The organism is Pseudomonas putida (assembly GCA_041879295.1).
GTDB lineage: Bacteria > Pseudomonadota > Gammaproteobacteria > Pseudomonadales > Pseudomonadaceae > Aquipseudomonas > Aquipseudomonas putida_Y.
Genome location: CP047152.1, coordinates 2,669,324 through 2,690,558, shown reverse-complemented (window position 1 = coordinate 2,690,558; position 21,235 = coordinate 2,669,324). Strand labels below are relative to the sequence as shown.

At 63.3% G+C, this 21,235-nt stretch carries 19 protein-coding genes and 1 pseudogene; 7 read left to right on the top strand and 13 right to left on the bottom strand.

Annotated features, from left to right (window positions below; all coding sequences use genetic code 11):
• The first annotated feature begins 3 nt into the window (after positions 1-3).
• Complete coding sequence (mobA, locus tag GST84_12215; protein ID XGB13093.1) at positions 4-579, top strand: molybdenum cofactor guanylyltransferase MobA; 576 nt, start codon at positions 4-6, stop codon at positions 577-579.
• A gap of 75 nt (positions 580-654) precedes the next feature.
• Here the strand turns inward: mobA and GST84_12210 are convergent, their stop codons facing one another.
• From GST84_12210 to peaA, 5 genes are all read right to left on the bottom strand, one after another.
• Entirely contained in the window at positions 655-2,328 is a 1,674-nt protein-coding gene (locus GST84_12210; protein XGB13092.1) for an AMP-binding protein, read from the bottom strand.
• 134 nt (positions 2,329-2,462) lie between these two features.
• A complete protein-coding gene (gene peaD / locus GST84_12205; protein XGB13091.1) occupies positions 2,463-3,584 on the bottom strand; it encodes a quinohemoprotein amine dehydrogenase subunit beta in 1,122 nt (373 codons plus the stop codon).
• 31 nt (positions 3,585-3,615) lie between these two features.
• Positions 3,616-3,939, bottom strand: a complete 324-nt coding sequence (qhpC, locus tag GST84_12200) for a quinohemoprotein amine dehydrogenase subunit gamma (GenBank protein ID XGB13090.1) — start codon at positions 3,937-3,939, stop codon at positions 3,616-3,618.
• Position 3,940: 1 nt separating this feature from the next.
• Positions 3,941-5,371, bottom strand: a complete 1,431-nt coding sequence (peaB, locus tag GST84_12195; GenBank protein XGB13089.1) for a quinohemoprotein amine dehydrogenase maturation protein — start codon at positions 5,369-5,371, stop codon at positions 3,941-3,943.
• 48 nt (positions 5,372-5,419) lie between these two features.
• On the bottom strand, positions 5,420-6,985 hold the full coding sequence (gene peaA / locus GST84_12190; protein ID XGB13088.1) for a quinohemoprotein amine dehydrogenase subunit alpha: 1,566 nt from the start codon (positions 6,983-6,985) through the stop codon (positions 5,420-5,422).
• 403 nt (positions 6,986-7,388) lie between these two features.
• Here peaA and GST84_12185 point away from each other — a divergent pair, with 403 nt between their 5' ends.
• Positions 7,389-8,882, top strand: coding sequence for an aldehyde dehydrogenase family protein (locus GST84_12185; GenBank protein XGB13087.1), 1,494 nt, complete (start codon positions 7,389-7,391; stop codon positions 8,880-8,882).
• Positions 8,883-9,020: 138 nt separating this feature from the next.
• Positions 9,021-10,334, top strand: coding sequence for a hypothetical protein (locus GST84_12180; GenBank protein XGB13086.1), 1,314 nt, complete (start codon positions 9,021-9,023; stop codon positions 10,332-10,334).
• A gap of 37 nt (positions 10,335-10,371) precedes the next feature.
• Here the strand turns inward: GST84_12180 and GST84_12175 are convergent, their stop codons facing one another.
• The 4 genes from GST84_12175 to GST84_12160 are packed head-to-tail and all read right to left on the bottom strand — an operon-like array spanning position 10,372 to position 15,969.
• Positions 10,372-11,664: an FAD-dependent oxidoreductase gene (locus GST84_12175; GenBank protein XGB13085.1), complete on the bottom strand. Its 1,293-nt coding sequence runs from the start codon at positions 11,662-11,664 to the stop codon at positions 10,372-10,374.
• Positions 11,657-12,334 carry a peptidase S8 and S53 subtilisin kexin sedolisin gene (locus GST84_12170; protein ID XGB13084.1) on the bottom strand — a complete coding sequence of 226 codons (678 nt, stop codon included), beginning with the start codon at positions 12,332-12,334 and terminating at the stop codon, positions 11,657-11,659. The genes GST84_12175 and GST84_12170 overlap by 8 nt, the downstream gene beginning before the upstream one ends.
• On the bottom strand, positions 12,324-14,057 hold the full coding sequence (locus GST84_12165; GenBank protein XGB13083.1) for an ATP-binding cassette domain-containing protein: 1,734 nt from the start codon (positions 14,055-14,057) through the stop codon (positions 12,324-12,326). The genes GST84_12170 and GST84_12165 overlap by 11 nt, the downstream gene beginning before the upstream one ends.
• Position 14,058: 1 nt before the next feature.
• Positions 14,059-15,969 (bottom strand): AAA domain-containing protein, encoded by a 1,911-nt coding sequence (locus tag GST84_12160; GenBank protein XGB13082.1) that lies wholly within the window; start codon positions 15,967-15,969, stop codon positions 14,059-14,061.
• A gap of 182 nt (positions 15,970-16,151) precedes the next feature.
• Between GST84_12160 and GST84_12155 the strand changes: the two genes are divergently transcribed.
• Positions 16,152-16,352, top strand: a complete 201-nt coding sequence (locus GST84_12155) for a hypothetical protein (GenBank protein XGB13081.1) — start codon at positions 16,152-16,154, stop codon at positions 16,350-16,352.
• 65 nt (positions 16,353-16,417) lie between these two features.
• On the opposite strand, the gene GST84_12150 is transcribed toward GST84_12155, so the two are convergent.
• On the bottom strand, positions 16,418-17,419 hold the full coding sequence (locus GST84_12150; protein XGB13080.1) for a zinc-binding dehydrogenase: 1,002 nt from the start codon (positions 17,417-17,419) through the stop codon (positions 16,418-16,420).
• Positions 17,420-17,526: 107 nt separating this feature from the next.
• Here GST84_12150 and GST84_12145 point away from each other — a divergent pair, with 107 nt between their 5' ends.
• Positions 17,527-18,405 carry a LysR family transcriptional regulator gene (locus GST84_12145; protein XGB13079.1) on the top strand — a complete coding sequence of 293 codons (879 nt, stop codon included), beginning with the start codon at positions 17,527-17,529 and terminating at the stop codon, positions 18,403-18,405.
• A 62-nt stretch (positions 18,406-18,467) separates the two neighbouring features.
• Here GST84_12145 and GST84_12140 read toward each other — a convergent pair whose 3' ends face one another.
• The gene (locus GST84_12140; GenBank protein XGB13078.1) at positions 18,468-19,292 is read right to left on the bottom strand and encodes an AraC family transcriptional regulator; all 825 of its coding nucleotides are present in this window, start codon (positions 19,290-19,292) and stop codon (positions 18,468-18,470) included.
• A gap of 129 nt (positions 19,293-19,421) precedes the next feature.
• On the opposite strand from GST84_12140, the gene GST84_12135 reads away from it, so the two are divergent.
• Together GST84_12135 and grxC are read left to right on the top strand one after the other, a co-directional pair.
• On the top strand, positions 19,422-19,940 hold the full coding sequence (locus tag GST84_12135; GenBank protein XGB13077.1) for a peroxidase-related enzyme: 519 nt from the start codon (positions 19,422-19,424) through the stop codon (positions 19,938-19,940).
• 13 nt (positions 19,941-19,953) lie between these two features.
• On the top strand, positions 19,954-20,208 hold the full coding sequence (gene grxC, locus GST84_12130; protein ID XGB13076.1) for a glutaredoxin 3: 255 nt from the start codon (positions 19,954-19,956) through the stop codon (positions 20,206-20,208).
• A 116-nt stretch (positions 20,209-20,324) separates the two neighbouring features.
• On the opposite strand, the gene GST84_12125 is transcribed toward grxC, so the two are convergent.
• Together GST84_12125 and GST84_12120 are read right to left on the bottom strand one after the other, a co-directional pair.
• On the bottom strand, positions 20,325-20,711 hold the full coding sequence (locus GST84_12125) for an antibiotic biosynthesis monooxygenase (protein XGB13075.1): 387 nt from the start codon (positions 20,709-20,711) through the stop codon (positions 20,325-20,327).
• Positions 20,712-20,926: 215 nt separating this feature from the next.
• A pseudogene (locus GST84_12120) lies at positions 20,927-21,181 on the bottom strand (alcohol dehydrogenase catalytic domain-containing protein).
• Between the last annotated feature and the right edge of the window lie 54 nt (positions 21,182-21,235).

Genomic DNA, 21,235 nt, shown 5'->3' with positions numbered 1-21,235 from the left:
TTCATGCCTGACGCACTCCCCCCCTGCTCCATCCTCATTCTCGCCGGTGGCCGCGGCCAGCGCATGGGCGGCCGCGACAAGGGCCTGGTGGACTGGCAAGGCGAGCCGTTGATTGCACATGTTCATCGAGTGGTGCGGCCACTGAGCGACGACCTGGTGATTTCCTGCAATCGTAACCAGGCGGCTTACCGGCCATACGCCGACCGGTTGGTGGGCGATGCAGAAGCCGACTTCCCCGGGCCGCTGGCGGGGGTGATTGCCGGGCTCAGGGTGGCGCGTCATGGGTGGGTGGTGGTGCTGGCCTGCGATGCGCCGCTGGTTGATCGCGAATTGATCGAGGGCCTGCTGCGGCTGGCAGTGACCGGTAACAGCGCGGCAATGGTGCGTCAGGGTGGTTTCTGGCAGCCGATGTTCAGCGTACTGCCCAAGCGGGTGTTGCCGGTGTTGGAGCAGGCCTGGGCAGCAGGTGAGCGAAGTTTGCAGAAGGCCCTGCTGCGCGAGGCGGTGCAAGGGCTGGAGTGCGCCGAGAGTGATCGCCGGCTAAGCAACTTCAACAGCCCGGACCGGCTGCAAGACTGAGGGCATGACATCGCCCCAACAGGTAATCCACAACACTTAAGGACTGTGTTGCCTTCAGCTTGCGCACGTAAAAGGTCATCTGGAAGACAGCTCTTCGACACTAATCTCGCGCATCCGGAATTTCTGCACCTTGCCCGTAACCGTCATCGGGAACGCGTCGACAAAACGGAAATACCGGGGCACCTTGAAGTGTGCAATCCTTGCCCTCGCCCACTCACGCAACGCTTCTTCACTAGCAGTATGCCCCGGGTGCAGCCGCACCCAGGCCACGATCTCTTCACCGTACTTGCTGCACGGCACGCCAATCACCTGCACATCGGCCACCGCCGGGTGGGTGAAGAAGAACTCCTCCAGCTCGCGCGGGTAAATGTTCTCGCCGCCGCGAATGATCATGTCCTTGCTGCGCCCGACAATACACACATAGCCATGCTCGTCCATCATCGCCAGGTCGCCGGTGTGCATCCAGCCGTCTACGTCGATGCTCTCGGCGGTGGCTTTGGGGTTGTTCCAGTAACCCAGCATCACGCTGTAGCCGCGAGTGCACAGTTCGCCGATCTCGCCACGCGGGACAGTGTTGCCTTCGGTGTCCACCACCTTGCTCTCCAGCCGGGGCTGGGTGCGACCGACGCTAGTCACGCGACGCTCCAGGTCGTCAGCGGCACCGGTCTGCAAGGACACCGGGCTGGTCTCGGTCATGCCATAGGCAATCTGCACTTCGGCCATGTGCATCTCGCCAATCACTCGGCGCATCACCTCGATCGGGCAGGTCGCGCCGGCCATGATCCCGGTGCGCAGGCTCGACAGGTCGAATTCACTACGCTGCGGATGGTCCAGTTCGGCAATGAACATGGTCGGCACGCCATACAGCGCAGTGGCTTTTTCCTGCGCCACTGCCCGCAACGTGGCTAGCGGGTCGAAGGCATCGCTGGGGTATATCAATGCGCTGCCGTGGGTCATGCAGCCGAGGTTGGCCATGACCATGCCGAAGCAGTGATACAGCGGCACCGGCACCACCAGCCGATCGTGCTCGGTGAGGCCCAGGCTTTCGCCGACCATGTACCCGTTGTTGAGGATATTGCTGTGGCTAAGGGTGGCTCCCTTGGGGAAACCGGTGGTGCCTGAGGTGTACTGGATGTTGATCGGGTCGTCGCAATGCAGTTGTGCCTGGCGTGCGGCCAGGGCCTCCCCGCTGACAACCTCGGCACGGGCCTGCAATGCGTTCCAGGCCAGAAACCCGGGCGGTGGCGACAGCGCCAGGCTGACCACGCCACGCAGCTCGGGGAAGCGCTCACAGATCAGCGCGCCCGGTTGGCTGCTGGCCAGGCCCGGGAGCAGGCCCTGCAGCATGGCGTGGTAATCGGAGGTCTTGAAGGCGTCGGCACAGATCACCCAGCGGCAGCCGGACTGGCCAAGGGCGTAGTCCAGTTCGCTGGAACGGTAGGCCGGGTTGATGTTGACCAGGATCGCGCCAACCTTGGCGCTGGCGAACTGGGTAATGCACCACTCGGCGCAGTTGGGTGCCCAGATGCCAAGACGGTCACCGGGCTGCACGCCCAGGGCCAGCAGCGCGCGGGCATGCTGGTCGACGGCGTCGCCCAGTTGCCGCCACGTGTAGCGCAGGGCCTGATGGTGCACCACCAGCGCCTCACGGTCGGGGAAGCGGGCCACGGTGGCGTCGAAGGCGTCGCCGATGCATTGGGTCAGCAGGGGCTTGTCCTGGTTGCCCTGGGTGTAGCTTGGCTGGGGCATGGGCGTTCTCTTGTTGTTCTTGTGTTTTCTGTGCTGGCTTCTTCGCGGGTGAACCCGCTCCTACAAAAAGCTGCACCGGCCTCAAATGTGGCGCCGTCCTTTGTAGGTTTACCCGCGAAGAAGCACACACCGTTTTAGCGAACGAACACCTGCGGCGTCGTGGTAGACATGTCACCACCCGGCAGCTTGATGTTCTTCACCTTTTCCAGCGTATCCGGGTTGAACACCGCCAGGTCATTGAAGGTGCCACCCAGGTAAAGCTTGTCGCCCTTCTTGTCGAACGTCACGCAGTAGTAGGTGTGCTCCAGATTAGCCGCCTTGATCAGCTTGCGCTGTTTGATGTCGTACTTGGCCAGGCGGTTGAGCACGCCGTAGATCTGGTTCGGGTCCTTGGGCGAGCGCAGGCCGGTGAAGTACAGCTCGGTCAGGTCGGCGAACTCCTGGGTGTGGGTCTTACCGGTCTTAAGGTCGATGCTCAGGTAGCCATACAGCGGTTCGGCGGTGGCCGGGTCCTGCTTGTCATCCTTGAACTTGGCAATGGTGTACAGCATGGTGAACTCATGGCGCGGGCTCTGGTGCGGCCAGAAGTACAGCACATCCGGGGCGCTGTAACCTTTGCGGTTCCAGTTGCGCAACGGCAGGGCCACCGTGTATTTGCCGGTCTTCACGTCCATCTTGTAAATATCCGGCCCGGCAACGTACAGGCTGCCATCGTCGGAGGCGCGCATCAGATACACCTGGCGCGGCATCGGGAAGGTGCGTACGGGCTTGGCCTGAAGGCCATCAGCGGTGCTGAACACCTCCAGCCGCGGTGGTTTGACCACGTAATGGTCGTTCAGCATCTGGGTCGGGTTGACCGTGGCGTACACCTCTTTGCCATCGGGGCTGATGGCGAACGAGTATATCGACCGGCCAACTTCACCGGCTACGCTGGACAGGTTGGCGTGGAAGGTGTTCTTGCAGGTGTCCAGGTCAATGCCGTAGATGTCGCCGTAATGGTTGTTGAGCACGTAGGCGGTGCGGTTGTCCGGCGCCATCATTGCGGTGCCAGGGCCGAACTTGTCGGGCATCCGGCAGCTTTTGAAGACCGTGTCACTGGCCACATCGACCACATGCAGGTTGTTTGGGTAGTTGGTCACGATCATGTATTCGTGGCCAGCCTTCAGTGCCGGGCCAGTATCGTCGGCCTGTGCCAGCCCGGCGCAAGCCATGGCGGCGATGGTGAGCGCCAATGGCGCGCAGCGTCCAGCTTTCATGCGGTTTCCCCTTGTCATTCTTGTTGGGCCGTCACTTGTCTTTCGGGAACACGGTGCCGAGGTTGCGCCAGTCCTCTGCCGAGTTGGTCGCCTGGGCGTTCCAGTCCTGGTAGGTGCTCATCATGTCCGGCACCTGGGCCGGCCACCAGCAAGGGTCGGAACAACCATAAAGGTCAGCCTCCATCGGCTGGCACAGCGAGCTCACGCCGCCAAAGGCGTCCACCTCCCAGCCCGGGTCGGTAGTGGCCGTGCAGCCTGCCACCGCGCTCATTGCCATCACTTCTTCGACACGGTCTTCGGCGGCGGCCTGCTCCAGGATGCGCGCCTTGTTGTTCAGGGGCTTCAAGTGCTTCATGTCAATGCGCCTTCCGCGGGGTGATGTAGCGATCGATGAAGGCCGGGTTGACGGCCATGATGCGGCTGTAGACTTCAATGCCGAAGTCCACCCAGTCGCGCATCAGTTCGCAGTAGTGGTAAGTCGGGTGCTGCGGGTCGCCGTAGCGCGCATAGCTTTCGTGGTAGCAGCCGCCGGAGCACAGGTTGCGAATACGGCAGCTTTCACAGCCGGTGTTGCTGCGGTCCAGGCGCTGCGACAGGAAGTCGTTGAGCTGCGCCTGCTTCACGCCCTGGTGCACGTTACCGAAGGTGGGCAGGCTGGAGCCGGTGAAGCGGTGGCACAGGTTCAGCTCACCTTCGTGGTCCACCGCCAGCATCTTCAACCCGGCGCCACACGGCAGGGCCTTCTTGTGGCCTTCGTGGATGTCGGTGATCAACTGGTGCAGGTTGGAGAAGCCGATGTTGCGGTGCTCCAGTGCCGCCTCCAGGTAGCGCCGGCCGAGTGCCTTCATGTTGGCGAAGACCTGCACCAGCTCTTCGCCAGTCAGGTTGAAGTCGGCCATGTCGCCGGAGGTAACCGGGGCAAAGCCAACCTCGGCGAATCCCATTTCGTTGAACAGGTGGTTCCAGATGGTTTCAACGTCGGTAATGCCACGGGTCAGCGTAACCCGCGCCCCCACCGGCCGGCTGGTGTAGCGCGACAGCAGCAGGTCGGCCTTGCGCCGCACCACGTCATAGGTGCCCTGCCCGCCCACGGTAATACGGTTGCGGTCGTGCACGGTCTTGGGGCCATCGATGCTGATCGACAGGCCAAAGCGGTGGGCGTTGAGCCAATCGATGATTTCTTCGGTCAGCAAGGTAGCGTTGGTGGTCATGATGAATTCCACCTGCTTGCCTGCCTCGGCGAATCGCCGCTCGCAGTAAGCCACCATGTGCTCGATCAACGGCCGGTTGGACAGCGGTTCGCCACCGAAGAACACCACGCTGTAGCGCTGCTCGTCAGGTGATTCCTTGAGCAGCATCTCCACCGAGGCTTCGGCGGTGGCGGTGCTCATCTTTTTGCCGGCGGAAGGCTTGTCCAGGTCTTCCTTGTAGCAATAGGTGCAGCTGAGGTTGCAGCCGGTGTTGACGTTGAGCACCACGGTGTTCAGCGCGGTGCGCTCGACCTGCCTGAGGGCGATTTCCGGGGTCAGCGGCGAGCCGTCGCTGACCAGCTCCAGCGCGATCAGCTCGCGCAGGGTGTCCTGGATATCGTCTCCGGCAAACTGCTGGCCAAGGCGCTGCATCAGCTCCTCGGCCGAGCAGCCTTGCTGGCGCAAGGTGTCGATGATGCCGCCGGTCACCGCATCAGCGGTGAACAGCGAACTGCTGGGGATGTGGAACAGCATGCGGTCGGCATCAACCTGTACTTCGTGCAGGTTGCGTTCGACCAGGTTCAGTAGTACGCCCATGGCGACCTCCCGATAATCGATCCGTTGGAAAACCGTTGCAGCCTGCCGTTATGGCAGCGGCGGGTTGTTCCAGCGCTGTACGGTGACGATCATGTGCCCTTCGCCGGTCTGGCCACCGTCGGCCAGCGTGGCGATGACCTTGAGGTTACCGGCGTTGTTGGTCATCATCTTGCGCTCCGGGTTGGGCCCGGCGCCGCCTGGCACGAACACGCCATCGGCCTGCATCTGCCCGGCGAACTTGACGTCTTCATCCTCGACAGCACGCTCGTTGAACGGCTCGACCTTCCAACTTGCCGGCAGGTAACCGATACGCAATGGCTGGCCATCGGCATCCTTGCCCCAGGCTTCAGCCTCGAAACGCCCCTGCACTTTCGGCACGGAGGCGCCGTTCTCGCCAATGCGCGCGATGGAGAACGCCGGCACGACCTTCACTTCGTCGACTTTGTCGTAAACCGCCAGGTTCACGCCCTTGAGCGCACCTACCGCCACCTCGCGCAGGCCTGGCCTGGCATCGGCCGCGGCGCGGGCCTTGACCCTTACCAAGGTCGGGGTCTGCTCCAGCACTTCGGTCACTTCCACCCCGGCGCCCAGGTCCGGCTTGCCAGACAGGCCGCTGCCAACCAGGGTAATTTCGCTTTCGCCGCCGGCCTTGATGAACGCCGGTTGCACCGCCAGCAACTGCGCCTTGCCTTCCTTCACGGCGCTGAAGTCCAGGCCGCGCTCATCGTGATCGGCTTCGAACATACGGCCTTTCATTTCGCCATCCAGCGCAGCGAACACCTGACGCAGGTTGGTATCGCCAACCTTCACATTGCCGCGCCATTCATAACCGTTGTACAGGATGGCCGAGCCGCTGCCGTTGAACGGTGTACCGTCGGCGTAAGCACCCTTGACCTCGACCTTGAAGGTATCGCCCTCTCCGGCCGTGACGCTCATCACCCCACGTACATCGCCCTTGGCCAGCATATGGCCGCTGAATGCCCACTGCCCCGGCAGTACGTCCGCCTTGGGTTTGGCCTTCTGCCATTCGGCCCAGGCGGTGCTTTCCATCGGGTAACGCTTGGCAAGGTCCGGCACCACTTGCTGCAGGGCGATCGGCAGCCAGTCGCGGTCACGCGCCTGGGCCTGGTATTCAAGGGACGGCCATTGGCCAAGGTGGAAGTTGACCAAGTGTTCCCACTCCTTGGCCGGACGCCGTTGCAAGGCAACACGAGCACCCGAGTGGCAACGGCCACAGGTCTCGCTGAGCTGGGTGTCGAAGTGCTCGACGGTATTGAGCCGGCGCTCCATGGCGTAACGCACGCCATCGGTTTCGCTAGGCGCCAGGCCCTGCTTGTCGGCCAGGTATTTGACCAGCGTGCGACGGTCGTCGTCGCTGATCTGGAGGCCATGCATCACCTGCATGCGGGCGATGCTCATCAGCCAGCCTTCCGGCGTCTTGCGCTGGTGGCTGATGCGGCTATAGGTGTCGTTGCCTTCGGGGATATGGCACCCCATGCACTTGTTCTGCAACAGGCTCGGGCCCTGCTCGGCCGCCATGGCCTGGGTGCTCAGCAGCGCGGCGGCGACCAGCGCCAGTTTGCCCGCATGCCGCCGGAGTCGAGTCGTCTTCAAGGTCAGACCTCCACGGTTGTTGTTCTTATCGTTTTCGCACGCTTTGGTACAGCAGGTGTGCATGTGACGGTTGTGATACAGGAACTGTGCCAGTTGCGGTAAAAGCGTTTCCTTTCAACCTTTTAAGCGGTTTTCGAGGTTTGGCCAGCAGCCAAGTTGGCCATTTGCAGCGTGCCATTTCGCGACAGGGTGTTTCATGTTGAGACAGGGCCCGCGAAGACGCCGAACAGCCACTGTTTCACCACCGTCTCACACCGTCTCAATGTGCAACAGCGCAACCCGGCAATCGCGACCTTGCGCTCAGGCAAAACCCAACGCCCACAACGCTTTGCGGCCATCTGCCCACGTTGGCACGGCCATTGCGCCAGTGCCCGTCACATCCAATGACAAGAGGCACAGCCCCATGCTTTCCGAACTGCCCATCCTGCCTGCCACCCGCGCCTTTCTCGAACGCAAGCTGAAGATGCGCATCGGTGCCGACTGGCAGGACGCCGCCAGCGGTCGAACCCTGTCGTTCCGCAACCCGGCCACCGGCGAGGTGCTGGGTGAAGTGCCGGCCGCCGAGGCCGAAGATGTCGACCGCGCCGTGCGCGCTGCGCGCCAGGCCTTCGACGACTCGCCCTGGAGCCGCATGCGCCCACGCGAGCGGCAGAACCTGCTGTGGCGCCTGGCCGACCTGATGGAGCGCGATGCGCGTCAGCTGGCCGAACTGGAATGCCTGAACAATGGCAAGAGCGCCGCCGTGGCCCAGGTGATGGACGTGCAACTGGCCATCGACTTTCTGCGCTATATGGCGGGCTGGGCCACCAAGATCGAGGGTAGCACCGTCGAAGCCTCCATGCCGTTGATGCCCAACGACCAGTTCCACGGCTTCGTACGCCGCGAGGCAGTGGGCGTGGTTGGCGCCATCGTCGCCTGGAACTTCCCGCTGCTGCTGGCTTGCTGGAAGCTCGGCCCGGCACTGGCCACCGGCTGCACCGTGGTGCTCAAGCCTGCCGATGAAACCCCACTGAGCGTGCTCAAGCTGGCCGAACTGGTCGACGAGGCCGGCTACCCGGCCGGCGTGTTCAACGTGGTTACCGGTACTGGCCTGAACGCCGGCGCCGCGCTCAGCCGCCACCCCGGCGTAGACAAACTGACCTTCACCGGCTCCACCGAGGTCGGCAAGCTGATCGGCAAGGCGGCCATGGATAACATGACCCGCGTCACCCTGGAGCTGGGCGGCAAGTCGCCGACCATCGTCATGCCTGATGCCAACCTGCAGGAAGCCGCAGCCGGTGCGGCCACGGCGATCTTCTTCAACCAGGGCCAGGTGTGCTGCGCAGGCTCGCGACTGTATGTGCACCGCAAGCACTTCGACAACGTGGTGGCCGACATCGCCGGGATCGCCAATGCCATGAAGCTGGGCAACGGGCTGGACCCGGCGGTGCAGATGGGCCCGTTGATTTCAGCCAAGCAGCAGGACCGCGTCACTGGCTACATTGAACTTGGCCGCGAACTGGGCGCCACTATCGCCTGCGGGGGTGAAGGATTCGGGCCTGGTTACTTCGTCAAGCCGACGGTGATTGTCGATGTGGACCAGCGTCATCGCCTGGTGCAGGAAGAAATCTTCGGGCCGGTGCTGGTGGCGATGCCATTCGATGACATCGACGAAGTGATCGGCATGGCCAACGACAACCCCTACGGCCTGGGTGCAAGCATCTGGTCCAACGACCTGGCCGCGGTGCACCGAATGATCCCACGCATCAAGTCCGGCTCGGTGTGGGTCAACTGTCACAGCGCCCTCGACCCAGCACTGCCGTTTGGTGGCTACAAGATGTCCGGCGTCGGTCGCGAGATGGGCGCAGCGGCCATCGAGCATTACACCGAGCTGAAATCGGTGTTGATCAAGCTCTGATCCTTTTCCTGTGCCGGCCTCTTCGCGGGTGAACCCGCTCCTACATCAGATAACACATGCCTTGTAGGAGCGGGTTCACCCGCGAAGAGGCCGGTACAGGCGATACAAAAACAACAATAACAACCATGGAGCAAACCCATGAGGCACACACTCGCCTGCACATTGGCCCTTCTGTTAACCGCCCCCGCCACCCAAGCCTACGAGCTGTACAACCACGATGGCACCAGCCTCAACGCCAACCTCGAAGCCCTGTTCGGCGTCTTCCATAGCGAGGAAAGCTTCAACCAGGCCGGCAACCACCAACCCGGCAGCACCGCCTGGCAGGAAGGCTACGTAAAATACGGCCTCAGCGGCAGCCAGACCCTGGCCGATAGCGGCACCCTCTACGGGGCCTTCAGCCTGCTCAGTTCCGCCACCTGGGGCGATGGCGACGCCGCCGGCCTGACCTTGGGCGACGAACGCCGCACCGCCATCGAAGACTTGTACCTGGGCTGGCGCTCGGCCAACCTGTTCCCGGCGCTGGGTGAAGATGGCGTGGACATTTCCGGTGGCCGCCAGGTTGTCACCCTGGGCGATGGTTTCCTGATCCAGGGTGACCCGGTCAACCTTGGCAAGGTCGACCTGGGGGCCAACTTCGATCGCGGCGGTGCCTACTACCTTGCTGCACGCAAGGCCTTCGACCGCACCGCCGTGCTGCGCCTGGGTGGCAACCAGGGCTGGCGCGGTGACCTGATGTGGTTGAAGTCCGACAACCACTACCAGGCCGACACTTCCCTGGCGGTAGCCAACCTAGAGCACGTCACCGACACCGGTACCGTCGGCCTGAGTTGGATCCGCGGCCTCGACGTGGACCAGCGCTATGCGCAGATCATGGGCCTGGAACACCGCGACGGCATGGACACCGCCAGCCTGCGCGGGCGCGGCAACCTGGGCGTCAAAGACCTGGAGTTGGCCGCCGAGTACGTGACCCAGGACAAGACCGGCGGGCGCGAGAATGCCTGGTACCTGGAGGGCAACTGGACCTTCTCCCAATTGCCCTGGTCACCTACGGCCACCTACCGCTACAGCCGCTTCTCCGAAGGCTTCGACCCGCTGTTCTATGGCCTGAGCCGGGGCTACGGCACCTGGTTCCAGGGTGAAGTGGCAGCCAACTATGCCGGGCCGTTCAACAAGAACAGTCAAGTGCACCATGTAGCGCTGAAGGGCAAGCCACGGGACAACCTGACCGTCGGCGCACTGTACTTCGACTTCGACACGCTGGACACCGACCAGGGCAACCTTGGCGGGCGCGAGCTGGACCTGTATGTGGAATGGATGGTCAACGACCACCTGCTGATCAGCCCGGTGGTGGGGTTCTACAAGCCGGAGCGCAGTGCGGCCAATGGCGGCACGCAGCTGGGTGGGCGGGATACCGGGACTTACATGCAACTGGTCGTCGGTACCTTCTTCTGATCCGACATCCTGGGGCTGCTTCGCAGCCCCGACAATCTCAAACCAACCCCTGCTCCCCCAGCCACCGCCGCACCATCCTCTGCTGTTCACCCGCAAGCCCTGACAACACCGCCTCAACAGGCCGGCCACTGCGTATTTTTTGCACCACAGGTGCCAGTTCCACCCCCTGCAAATGCCACACCCCCAACGGCTGATCCGCTGTCACGACCACCTCTGCTGCATCCACCAGCCCATCACGCAGTACAGGCCGTCGCTCAACCCGCACCGCTTGCCAATCAGCCGCCTGATGCAGGGGGTGCGCATCCGGCCAACCCTGGCGCCGGGCCCAGAACGGTTGCCCCACCCGGCGTTGTTCCTGGGCATAGAAATCCCGGCCAATGCGGGCAAAACGCAGGAACAGCTGCTCGACCCGCTGCTGGTGAAACTGCCGCGCCAGCTCAGCCCGCTCAGGCCTGCGCAGCAACGTATTGATCACCACCGGCGCCTGCAATGCCGAAGAGAGCGACTGAAAAATCCCGTTGCCCGACAGCGGGTCAACGGCCATCGCGGCATCCCCCACCCGGATCCAGTCCTGCCCGACACATTCACCTGCCAGAATGGCGGTACTGCTGCGTGCATGCACCTGTGCCGGGATCAATGCCTGACCGTCGAACAGCTCGGCTACCAACGCGCTGCGGCCCCGCAACGCCACGCAGTAAGCTGCCAACCCAGCTTTCCCCGGCAGCCCGGCAGCCTCCTGGGTGACTTGCCAGTAACAGCGGCCATCTTCCAGCCGTGCCATCCACGCCCAACCATCCTCCAGGCTCTCCACCGCCGACGCAGGCGCACCGGGGCTACCCTGCCAGACATTGAGCAGGCTGACCGTTTCCGGCCCACGCAGTCGGTCTGCGGCCAGGGGCGCCTGTCGGCCTCGGGCCTCAACCAGGAAATCAGCGGTCAGCACCTGCCCATCGTCCAGGCGCACATGATGACCGCCCCCCTGCACGACCTCACGCACCCGGCCCTCGACCACACGCACGCCTGCGCGCTGAAGGTCTTCGCGCAGCGCCTGGTCAAAGCGTTGCCGGTCGAGCAAAAACTCCTGGTTCATGTGCAGGTGCTGGCCGTTCCAGTGCACCTGGCGGGTGGCCGGCATGGCCGCCTGGCTCAAGGCCCCGCCAAGGCCTGCGTGCCGCAAGCCCTCCAGCACCCGCTGCGAAACGCCTTCAACTGCCGCGAAACGGCGCCACTCCGACACCACTGTCACGGTGTGACCCAGCCGCCGCAAGCCAATGGCCGTGGCTGCACCCGCAGGGCCGGCCCCCAGCACCACAATGCGCGGCTCAACCATGGCTGGGCCCTCGACGCTCTGGGCCGATGAAAGCCGCGTGATCGCGCAACCAGTCATGGACCTGCTGGCGATCCCTGCCCGGCTCGTCACGCAGCAAAGCCGCAATCCTTCCGCTCAAAGCCGCACAGCCCAAGCTCGCACCCGCTCGGCCGCCCGCTCCCACATAACCGCCAAAGTCCGCCTGCCGGGTGCCAAGCCAGGACCACTGGCCGGGCGCACAACGCGCATCACCGGTCAGTCGAATCACACCCGGGTAGCTGGCCGGGTATACCGGCCCACCCTGTGCCGGGCTGGATGCACACAACAGCACGCCAGCCGCCAGCGCCTCGGCACAAGCCTGATGCAGCACGGGCCGGTCCTGCTGCAAGCCCAGGCTGAGATTGACCAGCGTGGCCCCCGATTCCACCAGCCACAGCAATGCGGCAGCCACCTGCAACGCACTGGTGCTGGCCTGGGCGCTGAACACCTGGGCCACCAGCACCGACACCGGACCGGCCTCGTGTTGCAAGCTGGCGAGCACCGCACTGCCGTGCCCAAGTTGGTCGGGGAGCATTTCACCTTCGCGCAACTGGCCGTCCTCCAGCCAGAAACGGCGGGCGCCCAGCAAACCGTTGGCCTGCGCCGGCGAGCAGCCGCTGTCGATGATGCCAACACGTACGTCAGTGCCCATGTTTGATCACCTCCTGCGCCAGATTCTGCAACTGGCCGTCATGCAGTTGCAGGTGCAGGTCGGCATCGGCCAGGGTCGAAGCCCGGTGGCTGATCAGAATACGCGTGCGGCCAGCGAACAACTGGTCGATGGCCGCGATCACTTCACGCTCGGTGGCTTCGTCCACCGCCGAAGTGGCCTCGTCCAGCACCAGGATCGCCGGGGCCTGCAATACCGCGCGGGCGATGGCAATACGTTGCTTCTGCCCGCCAGACAACTGCTGGCCACGCTCGCCCAGCAGGCCGTCCAGGCCCAATGGCAGGCTGTCGACCAGGCTGTCCAGCCGCGCCAGGCGCACCACCCGCTCCAGTTCGTCACGGCTGGCCTCGGGCACGCCATAAGCCAGGTTCTGCGCCAGGGTGCCACGGAACAACACGATGTCCTGGCTGACCACAGCGATTTGCCTGCGCAATGCAACAAGGTCGAGGTCGCGCAGGTCGACACCGTCCAGCAGGATGCGCCCGGCATCCGGGTCGTAGAAGCGCTGCAGCAGGTCGATCAGGGTTGACTTGCCCACCCCGGAGGCACCGCTGATGGCGACTTTCAGGCCACCCGGGATGCTCACCTGCACGTTTTTCAGTACCGCACCCTGGCGCCCCTCATGGGCAAAGCTCAGCGCCTCGAGGCGTAACTCGCCGGGGCCAACGGGGATGGGCTGCGGGTTGGCGGTCTGATGTACCGCTACCGCTTCCTGCTTCAATTCCATCACCCTTCCCAGGCTGACAGCCATGCGCTGCACCGCCACGTACAAGCCCAACAGGCTCTGCACCGGCCCAACCGCCATACCCATGTAAGTAGAAAAAGCGATCAGCGCGCCCAACTGCCAGGTGCCTTGGATAACCCACCAACCACCCACCAGGAACGCGCAGGCGCGGCACCACGAGGTCAATGTGCCGGGGATGGCCTGGGTGAAGAATTCGGTCACCTGCACCTTCAGCAACTGGCGCATGTAACCTTGCCCAAGCTGGTCCAGGCGCCCTGCTTCCCGGCCTTGCTGGCCGGCCGCCTGGATGAACTTCATCGCCGGCAGGGTCTCGACCAGAAAAGACGACACATCCGCCGAGCGCTCACGCAAGTTGCGCACTTCGCGCTCCACCTTGCGCCGCATCCAGCGCAGCCACAGCACCTCGATCGGCACCAGCAGCGCCAGCAACAGCGACAACTGCCACGACAGCATCAGCATCAACGCCACCGCACCCACCAGGCCGATCACCGCCGACACCGCCGAGAACAGCGAGTCCACGGCAAAGCGCTGGATCTCTGCCACATCGCCATCCAGCCGCGAAAGAATGTCGCCGATACGCCGCCGCCCGTAGAAGGTTGGCGACAACTGCTGCAGATGGCGGTAAAGATCGTCGCGCAAGGCGAACAGGATGCGCCCCGACAGGCGCGTATGCAGGTAGCGGTTGACGCCGGCCAGCACCGTGCCCAGCAGGCCCGCGCCGATCATGATTGCCGCCATGTGCCAAAGCGTTTGGTAATCCTTGGCCAGCAGCCCTTCGTCGATCAGAGTCTTGACCAGCCAGGGTTGCGCCAGCGCCAGCAGTGATGCACCCAGCGACAAACCGAGCAACAGGCCGATGGCACGCCGGTGTGGGCGCACGAAACCATACAGCCAGGCCAACGCCTGGCGCATGAGTACAGGGTCGCTGGAGTCCACCAGCCTTGCGAACAGGCCGCCCACGTCAGCCGCGCAACTGCTTGAGCTTGCGGTACAGCGTCGCCCGGCTGATACCCAGCGTCTCGGCGGCGGCCGAGACGTTGCCCTGGTGGCGTGCCAGAGCACCGCGGATCTGCTCCAGTTCATTGTCCTTGAGGCTGCCGGAGGGCGCTGTGCTGCTCGCCAGCTCGTCCAACAGGCAGTCGGTAAGGTGATCGAGGGTCAGCACCTGCTCGCCATCCTCGCGCATGGCCAGGGCGGTGCGCACCACCATTTCCAGCTGGCGGATGTTGCCTGGCCAGTCGAAGCCTTCGAGCAACGCGGTCAACGCCGGGTCAAGGGTTACGCCACGCGCATCGGCCTTGTCCAGCAGGCCCTGGATGATCGCCGCCAGGTCATCACGTTCGCGCAGGGCCGGCAGGCGCAACGACACACCGTTCACCCGGTAGTAAAGGTCTTCACGGAAGTGTTGTTCCTGGACCAGGCGCTTGAGGTCGCGGTGGGTGGCGCAGATCAGCGCCACGTCAATGTCCTGCTCGTCGCCCGCCCCCAATGGTGCTACGCGGCGCTCCTGCAATACCCGCAGCAGGCGTGCTTGCAGGGCCAGCGGCATGTCGCCGATTTCGTCGAGAAACAGCGTGCCGCCATGGGCCTGCATCAGCCGTCCGACCATGCCGCCCCGGCGCGAACCGGTGAAGGCGCCCTCACGGTAGCCGAACAGCTCGGACTCGATCAGCCCTTCGGGAATGGCCGCGCAGTTGACTGCCACAAACGGTTTGTCGGCACGCGGGCTGGCCTGGTGCAAGGCGCGAGCGACCACTTCCTTGCCGGTACCGGTCTCGCCCAGCAGCAGCACCGGCAGGCCATTGCCCAGCCCCTGGCGGGCCATGCGCAAGTTGCGCGCCAGCCGTGGATCACCACCGGCCAGGGCGTCGAGTGCCGGCGACTGCTTGCCCAGCACCGGCTTGCTTGCCGGCGTGCTGCCATTGACCCGGCCATGGCGTGGCAACTGCAAGGCACGGAAGTGGAACTCGCCCTTGGCCGTCTGCACACTGCTCACACCGCCCTGCCACAGGCGCGCAATGAACGCAGGTGACCGTTCACCGAGCAGGTCAGTGCTGCGCCGGCCAATCAGCTCATGGCGCGGCACCTGCAACAACTGGCAGGCACTGTCGTTGGCGGCCAGCACTTCACCGTCCAGGCTCAGGGCCAACAGGCCGTGCCAGGCACTGTTGAGGTACTGCGGGCGGCTGTGGAAGGCAAGCACCAGCTGCTCTGGGTGGCACAGGCCAAACAGGCGGCTTTCAATGTTGCCGGCCGCCAGCATCAGGGTCGACAGGCTGTCCTGCGGTTGCGCCATCACCCCTTCGCGGGTGATGTCGAGCACGCCGATCACCTCGCCGCGCGGGTCGCGCAATGGCACGGAAGTACAGGAGAACGGGCTCAGACGGTCAAGGTAATGTTCGCCGCAGTTGATCAGCGTCGGCCGGCCTTCGACCACGGCCGTGCCGATGGCGTTGGTGCCACGCAGCGATTCGCTCCAGCAACTGCCCGGGTGCAGATCGCGCAGGCCCTCGCGCTGCAGCACGTGCTTCTGGCCTTCGATGGCCAGCACGTTGGCCTGGGCGTCGCCGAGGATGACGATGCCAGCCTTGCCCTGGCGCGCGACCAGGTAGTCAAGTTCTGGGGTGACGGCATCGATCAGCAGGCGGTTGCGCTCCAGCAGCAGGCGCAGGTCATGGCCCTGTTCCAAACCCAGGCCGACCTGTTCGCCCTGCAGGCAGTCCAGGCCGTGGCCCAGGCTTCGGCGCCAGGAGGCGTCGATCTCATCACGCAGCATGCCCAGCGGTAGTTCGCCTTCGCTGGCCAGCTTCAACCGGGCCTCGCGGGATTCGTGCAACGGGTCGTGGGCGTTTGTTATTAGTTGTCGCGCCATTTTCTACTCCGGCTGTGCCCCGCAATGTGACGGGGTACGGGCTTGGGAATTTTCCGCAGTGTGCGGGAGAAATGGCTGGCCGTCATCTGGTTGATGGTTCGGGGGGTGGGACCAAAATCTTGGGTAGGAGCAACTGTCTTGCTCAATTTCTAAAAGCTGGCGCCATCCCTGTGGGAGCGGGCTTGCCCGCGAACAAGGGCGAAGCCCGTGCCATCCACGACGGCGACGGCAGGAATACTGCGACGATGAAGGTGCTCCTCGCCAAGACCCCGCCTTTCCTGATTTCGGACACGGATCTGAAAGACGTGGTAATCCAGCGTGTTTCCACCGGCCTGGAGCATCTGCGTGTGAAACGCCAATTTTACCCTTGGGCAGATTCGTGAAAGCCAGCCAGGGCCAGAAGCGGGCGCTACTGGCCGGTAACTGCTGATTAATGAAGCTCTGGAGGCTAATCGCTTACCAACTGGATAACCGTCTTGCCCCTGCCACGACCTTCCGCGACCTGTCGGAATGCGTCGTTGACCTCGTCCAGTGCAAACTGGTGCGGGTCCACCCGGATCGTCAGTTGCCCGGCATCGGCCAGAACAGCTGCTTCGCGCAGGATACTTCCGTGGTGTTCGCGCCCCTTCCCGGTCAGTAGCGGTGCCAGGGTGAATACACCCGAGTAGGTGGCACTTTTGAAGGATAAAGGCGCGAGACTGTGCTGGCCCCAACCGAGGCAGCTGAGTACGTGCCCGGTATACGGTTTTACTGCCTTGAATGACGCATCCAACGTGCTGCCGCCGACGGTGTCATAAACGATGTCGAAACCTTCTCCAGCCGTATATTGTTCGACATAGGCCTCTACACCCTGCGCCTGATAGTCAATCGCCGTGGCCCCCAGCGAGCGGATGAAGTCTAGACTGCTCGCGGAGCCGGTGGCGTAGACTTCGGCACCGCGAGCCTTGGCCAATTGCACCGCAACTTGGCCGACGCCACCTGCGCCGCCATGAATCAGCACCCGCTGACCACTATGAACATTGGCCCGATCAACCAGACCTTCCCAGGCGGTGATGAAAACCAACGGCAACGCGGCAGCCTCACGCATGCCGAGCGCATGCGGCTTTGATGCAATCAGCCTGGCATCCACGGCGATGTATTCGGCCAGGGTGCCTTGGGCGCCGCCGATGCCGCCGGCCATGCCGAAGACCTCCTGGCCAGGCGTGAAACCATCAACCGCCTCGCCCAGTTCAACGACCGTACCAGCGAGATCCAGGCCGAGCACGGCCGGCAGCGCCTGGCGGGCATGAGCGCCTGCACCGACAGCGATCTTGGTGTCGAGCGGGTTGACCCCTGCGGCGTGAATCCGCACCAGGACCTGCCCCTTGCCGGGTACAGGACGGGCGATGTGGCGCACGGCCAGCGGGGTCTGGGCGGATTCGGCGATAGCGGCAAGCATGGTCTGATTCATGACGGGAACCTCTGAATGAGTGGACGCTTACAGGTTGCACCGTCTTCCTCATTCCGATAAGAAACTAAATTTGCATATTACTTATTCCCCCAAGAGGCCCAATAGCGATGGATCTGTTCGACAGCATGCGCATCTTCGTGCGCGTCGTGGAGCGTGGCTCGTTTTCGGCAGTGGCTCGGGAGCTGAACATGGGGCAGCCGGCAGTCAGCAAGCAGGTCCGTGCGTTGGAGCAGTACCTGGGCGGAGCCGTGTTTGCCCGCAGCACCCGGCACCTCGCCCTCACCGATCAAGGGCAACGTTTCTACAGCCACTGCCAGGAAATTCTCAGCCAGCTAGAGCATGCCACGCGCAGCTTCGCCAGCGGCCAGGAGCAGATCGCCGGCCCCCTGCGAATTGCCGCACCGGTCAGCTATGGGAGGCTATGTATAGCGCCCCTGATCGGGGCTTTTCTACAGCGACATCCCGATGTGCAGATCGACCTGCGCCTGAACGATTACAACGAAGACCTGCTCATGGAAAACATCGACCTAGCCATCCGCATTGGCGTGGTGAAGAGCGAGGGACTGGTGGCCGTGCCCCTGGGCACCAGCACACGGCGAGTCTACGCTGCACCGGCCTATCTCGATCGCCATGGCCGGCCACGCGAGCCCGCCGAACTGGCAGGCCACAACTGCATCGCCTTCACCTTGCTTGAGCATTACGACCGCTGGCACTTCACCCGTCGTGGCGAAGCACTTGAGGTTGCAATCAAAGGCAACGTCACCAGCAACAACAGCGAGGCCATTCGTGAAATGGTCCTCGCCGGCCTGGGCATCTCCCTGTCTCCGCAATGGCTGTTTGCTGCGGACTTCGAGCAGGGTGGCGTGTGTAGCCTGCTCGACGAATACCAGACGACCGCGCTGCCGGTCAGCGCCGTGTTCAGCTGTGAGCGGCGACGCTCGGCAAGGACGATGGCGTTCATCGAATTTCTTCGGGAGAACGTATAAGCCACCTCGTTGGGGCACGGGACCTCGCTCATTGCCTCGCGCGCAAATCTGTCGAGCAGGCGTTATACCGCATCCTGCTGCAGCCATTGCGTCGGGCTTGCGCCCACCTTGCGGCGAAAGGTTCTGGCCAGCGCAGAAGGGCTTTCGTAGCCGACCTCATCGGCGATCAGGGCAATGGGGCGCCCTTCGCGAAGGCGTTTCTGCGTCAGGCTGATGCGCCAGTTCGCCAGGTAGTCCGCGGGGGTGATACCCACGATCTCGCGAAAGTGCGCGGCAAAGCTTGCCCGCGACATGCCCGAAAGATTCGCCAGTTCCGCCACGGACCAATTGCGCTGCGGCTCATCGTGGATCCCCACAAGCGCGCGGGACAGCTGAGTGTTGGCCAACCCGGCCATCATTCCCGAGGCGATGCTGCGGTTGGCGATGAGGTGGCGAAGCAGTTGAATGATCATCAGCTCGAACAAGCGATTGAGAATGACATCACGACCACACTCATCTCCAAAGGCTTCTTCGAACAGCCAGTGAAGGGTGCCATCAAGGCCTTGCAATTCGCCGAGGGGCTTGATGATGAAGTCCGGCAAAGCCAGGGTCAGCGGGTTGTTGGCGCCGCCATCGAAATGCAGGGTGGCGCAAACCAATTCCGCCTCATCGGCTTCGGTGGCCAGCAAGTGGTGCTCCTGCGGGCGCACCGCCAGAATCAGGCTGGGTTCGGTCAACTCGATCAGCTGGCCACGCTTGCCCCTGAAGGCCAGACGCCCCGAGCGCAGCAGGTGGGCGTGGCCGACACTGTGTTGTCCATAAAGGTGGGTTGTTCCGCAGAACCCACCCTGGTGAAACGTGGATGCGTGCAGGTTGAAGTGCTTGAGCAGTGTCGATAGTCGGTCCATAGCGCGCTCAGATTTAGACGATCTGTTGCATACCTTCGACGATCTGAAGCCGAAAGAAAAGTCTGCCTCCCTAGTATGGACTCCAGGCTTGATAGACAAGCCGTTTGATCAACCTAGTGGAGAACTACCATGACTCGCATCGCTACTCTCTCGCTGGACCAGGCCCCTACTGGCACGCGCGCAGCCCTCGAAGGCATTCAGAAAGGTCTCGGCTTCATCCCCAATGCATTCAAGACCCTGGCTCACTCTCCGGTCGCACTCAACGGTTACCTGGCCCTCGCCCAAGCCTTGGGTAAAGGCTCACTGAGTGCCGTCGAGCGTGAAGTCGTTGCCCTCGCCACCTCGCAAATCAACGGTTGCGACTACTGCCTGGCGGCACACACCTTCTTTGGCGGCAAGGCTGGGTTGAGCGATGAGGCCGTCAGGCAAGCCCGAGCCGGCACACTCAGCGCGGTTGCCGCGCTGGCGCAGCAGATCACCGCGAGTCGCGGCCAGTTGAGTGACGAGCAGATCGCTGCAGCGCGTGAGGCGGGCCTTACGGATAGCAAGATCGTGGAGGTAGTGGCGCAGGTCACGCTGTTAACCCTGACCAACTACCTGAACAACATCGCCGCTACCGATATCGACTTTCCGCCATCGGCAAGCTAGGAAGGTAACCACCATGAGCCACGTGACGATCTACACCACCCAGCACTGCCCTTACTGCGTGAGCGCCAAGCGACTGCTGTCGAGCAAGGGCATTACCCCTGACGAAATCGACGTTGAACAGTCACCCCGGCACTTGGCGGAAATGATGCAGCGATCCCAACGCCGAACCGTCCCACAGATATTTGTTGGCAAGGTGCATGTCGGCGGCTTCGATGACTTGGCGAGTCTGGATCGCAAGGGCCAGCTCGAAGCATTGCTTAGCGCTTGAAGTGTAAAGACAAGTCGTGGACGCCAAGCCTGACCCTGTTTGCCCTCCGCTCTTGCGTGTGCCTACGTGCCGATGCTGCTGGCAGTAACGCCACAGTGGCCAAGGCCTGGCCTGCCTCAGGGACAGGGCGCAACGGCAGATGACACCGGGTCAAGGAAGATCAGTTGCAAGGGCTCCGCCAACAACTGTTCGGCCTGCTCGGCAAACCGCTGGAAGTGAGCGGTGGTCAGGTGCGCGTCCAGGGCCTGCTGGTGGTCGAACGCCTCGCGCATGTAGAACGTCCCGGGCTCGTCGCTGCGTTCGAACAGCATGTAGTCGCGGTTGCCGGGCTCCGCCCGAGTCGGTTCGATCAAGGCCAGCAAGGCCGCTTTCAGCTTTGCTCTCTGGTCTGGCTTGGCCTTGAGGATGGCGAGGGAAACGAGGGGGTAATCTTGTTGGTTCATATCAAGCTCCTGGTCAGTTGCAAGGCGCAGGCGCGGTACTGCCTGCTTCAAGGTGTGCATGCGTTTCGCCGGGCGTGGCGCCGTGAGTAAGCGCGGCGCAGAAAAACACGGTTCGTTTAACCCTGCTTGTTCCTGACGGGCCGGATCGGCCGGTCCGCCGTGGTCTGTCATACGCGTTTCAGAAGCCCTCCAGGACGATCTTGCCGCGCGCCTTGCCACTCTCGACCAGCGCATGGGCACGGCGCATGTTGGCGGCATTGATGAGGCTGGCGACTCTGATCTCCGGGCTTGAACAGGGTCACCTGGGCCCCGACTTCGCGGACGATTCCGGCCGCGTCCCAGCCGAGGATTTTCGGCTCTCCCGTGAAAGTTCCGGCGCGTACCTTAGTGTCGACAGGGTTGACCGACACGGCTTTGACCTCGACCAGAAGGTCCCGGGTCCCAGGGCTGGGTTTAGGCATAAAGATGTCTTGAAGAGACGCAGGGTCTTCGATAGGCAAGCCTTTGTGGATGTAACTGATCGCTCTCATAGGCACTCACTGCTGAATGTGGTTTGATCTGGCATTGAGTCTGGCGTGCCAGGC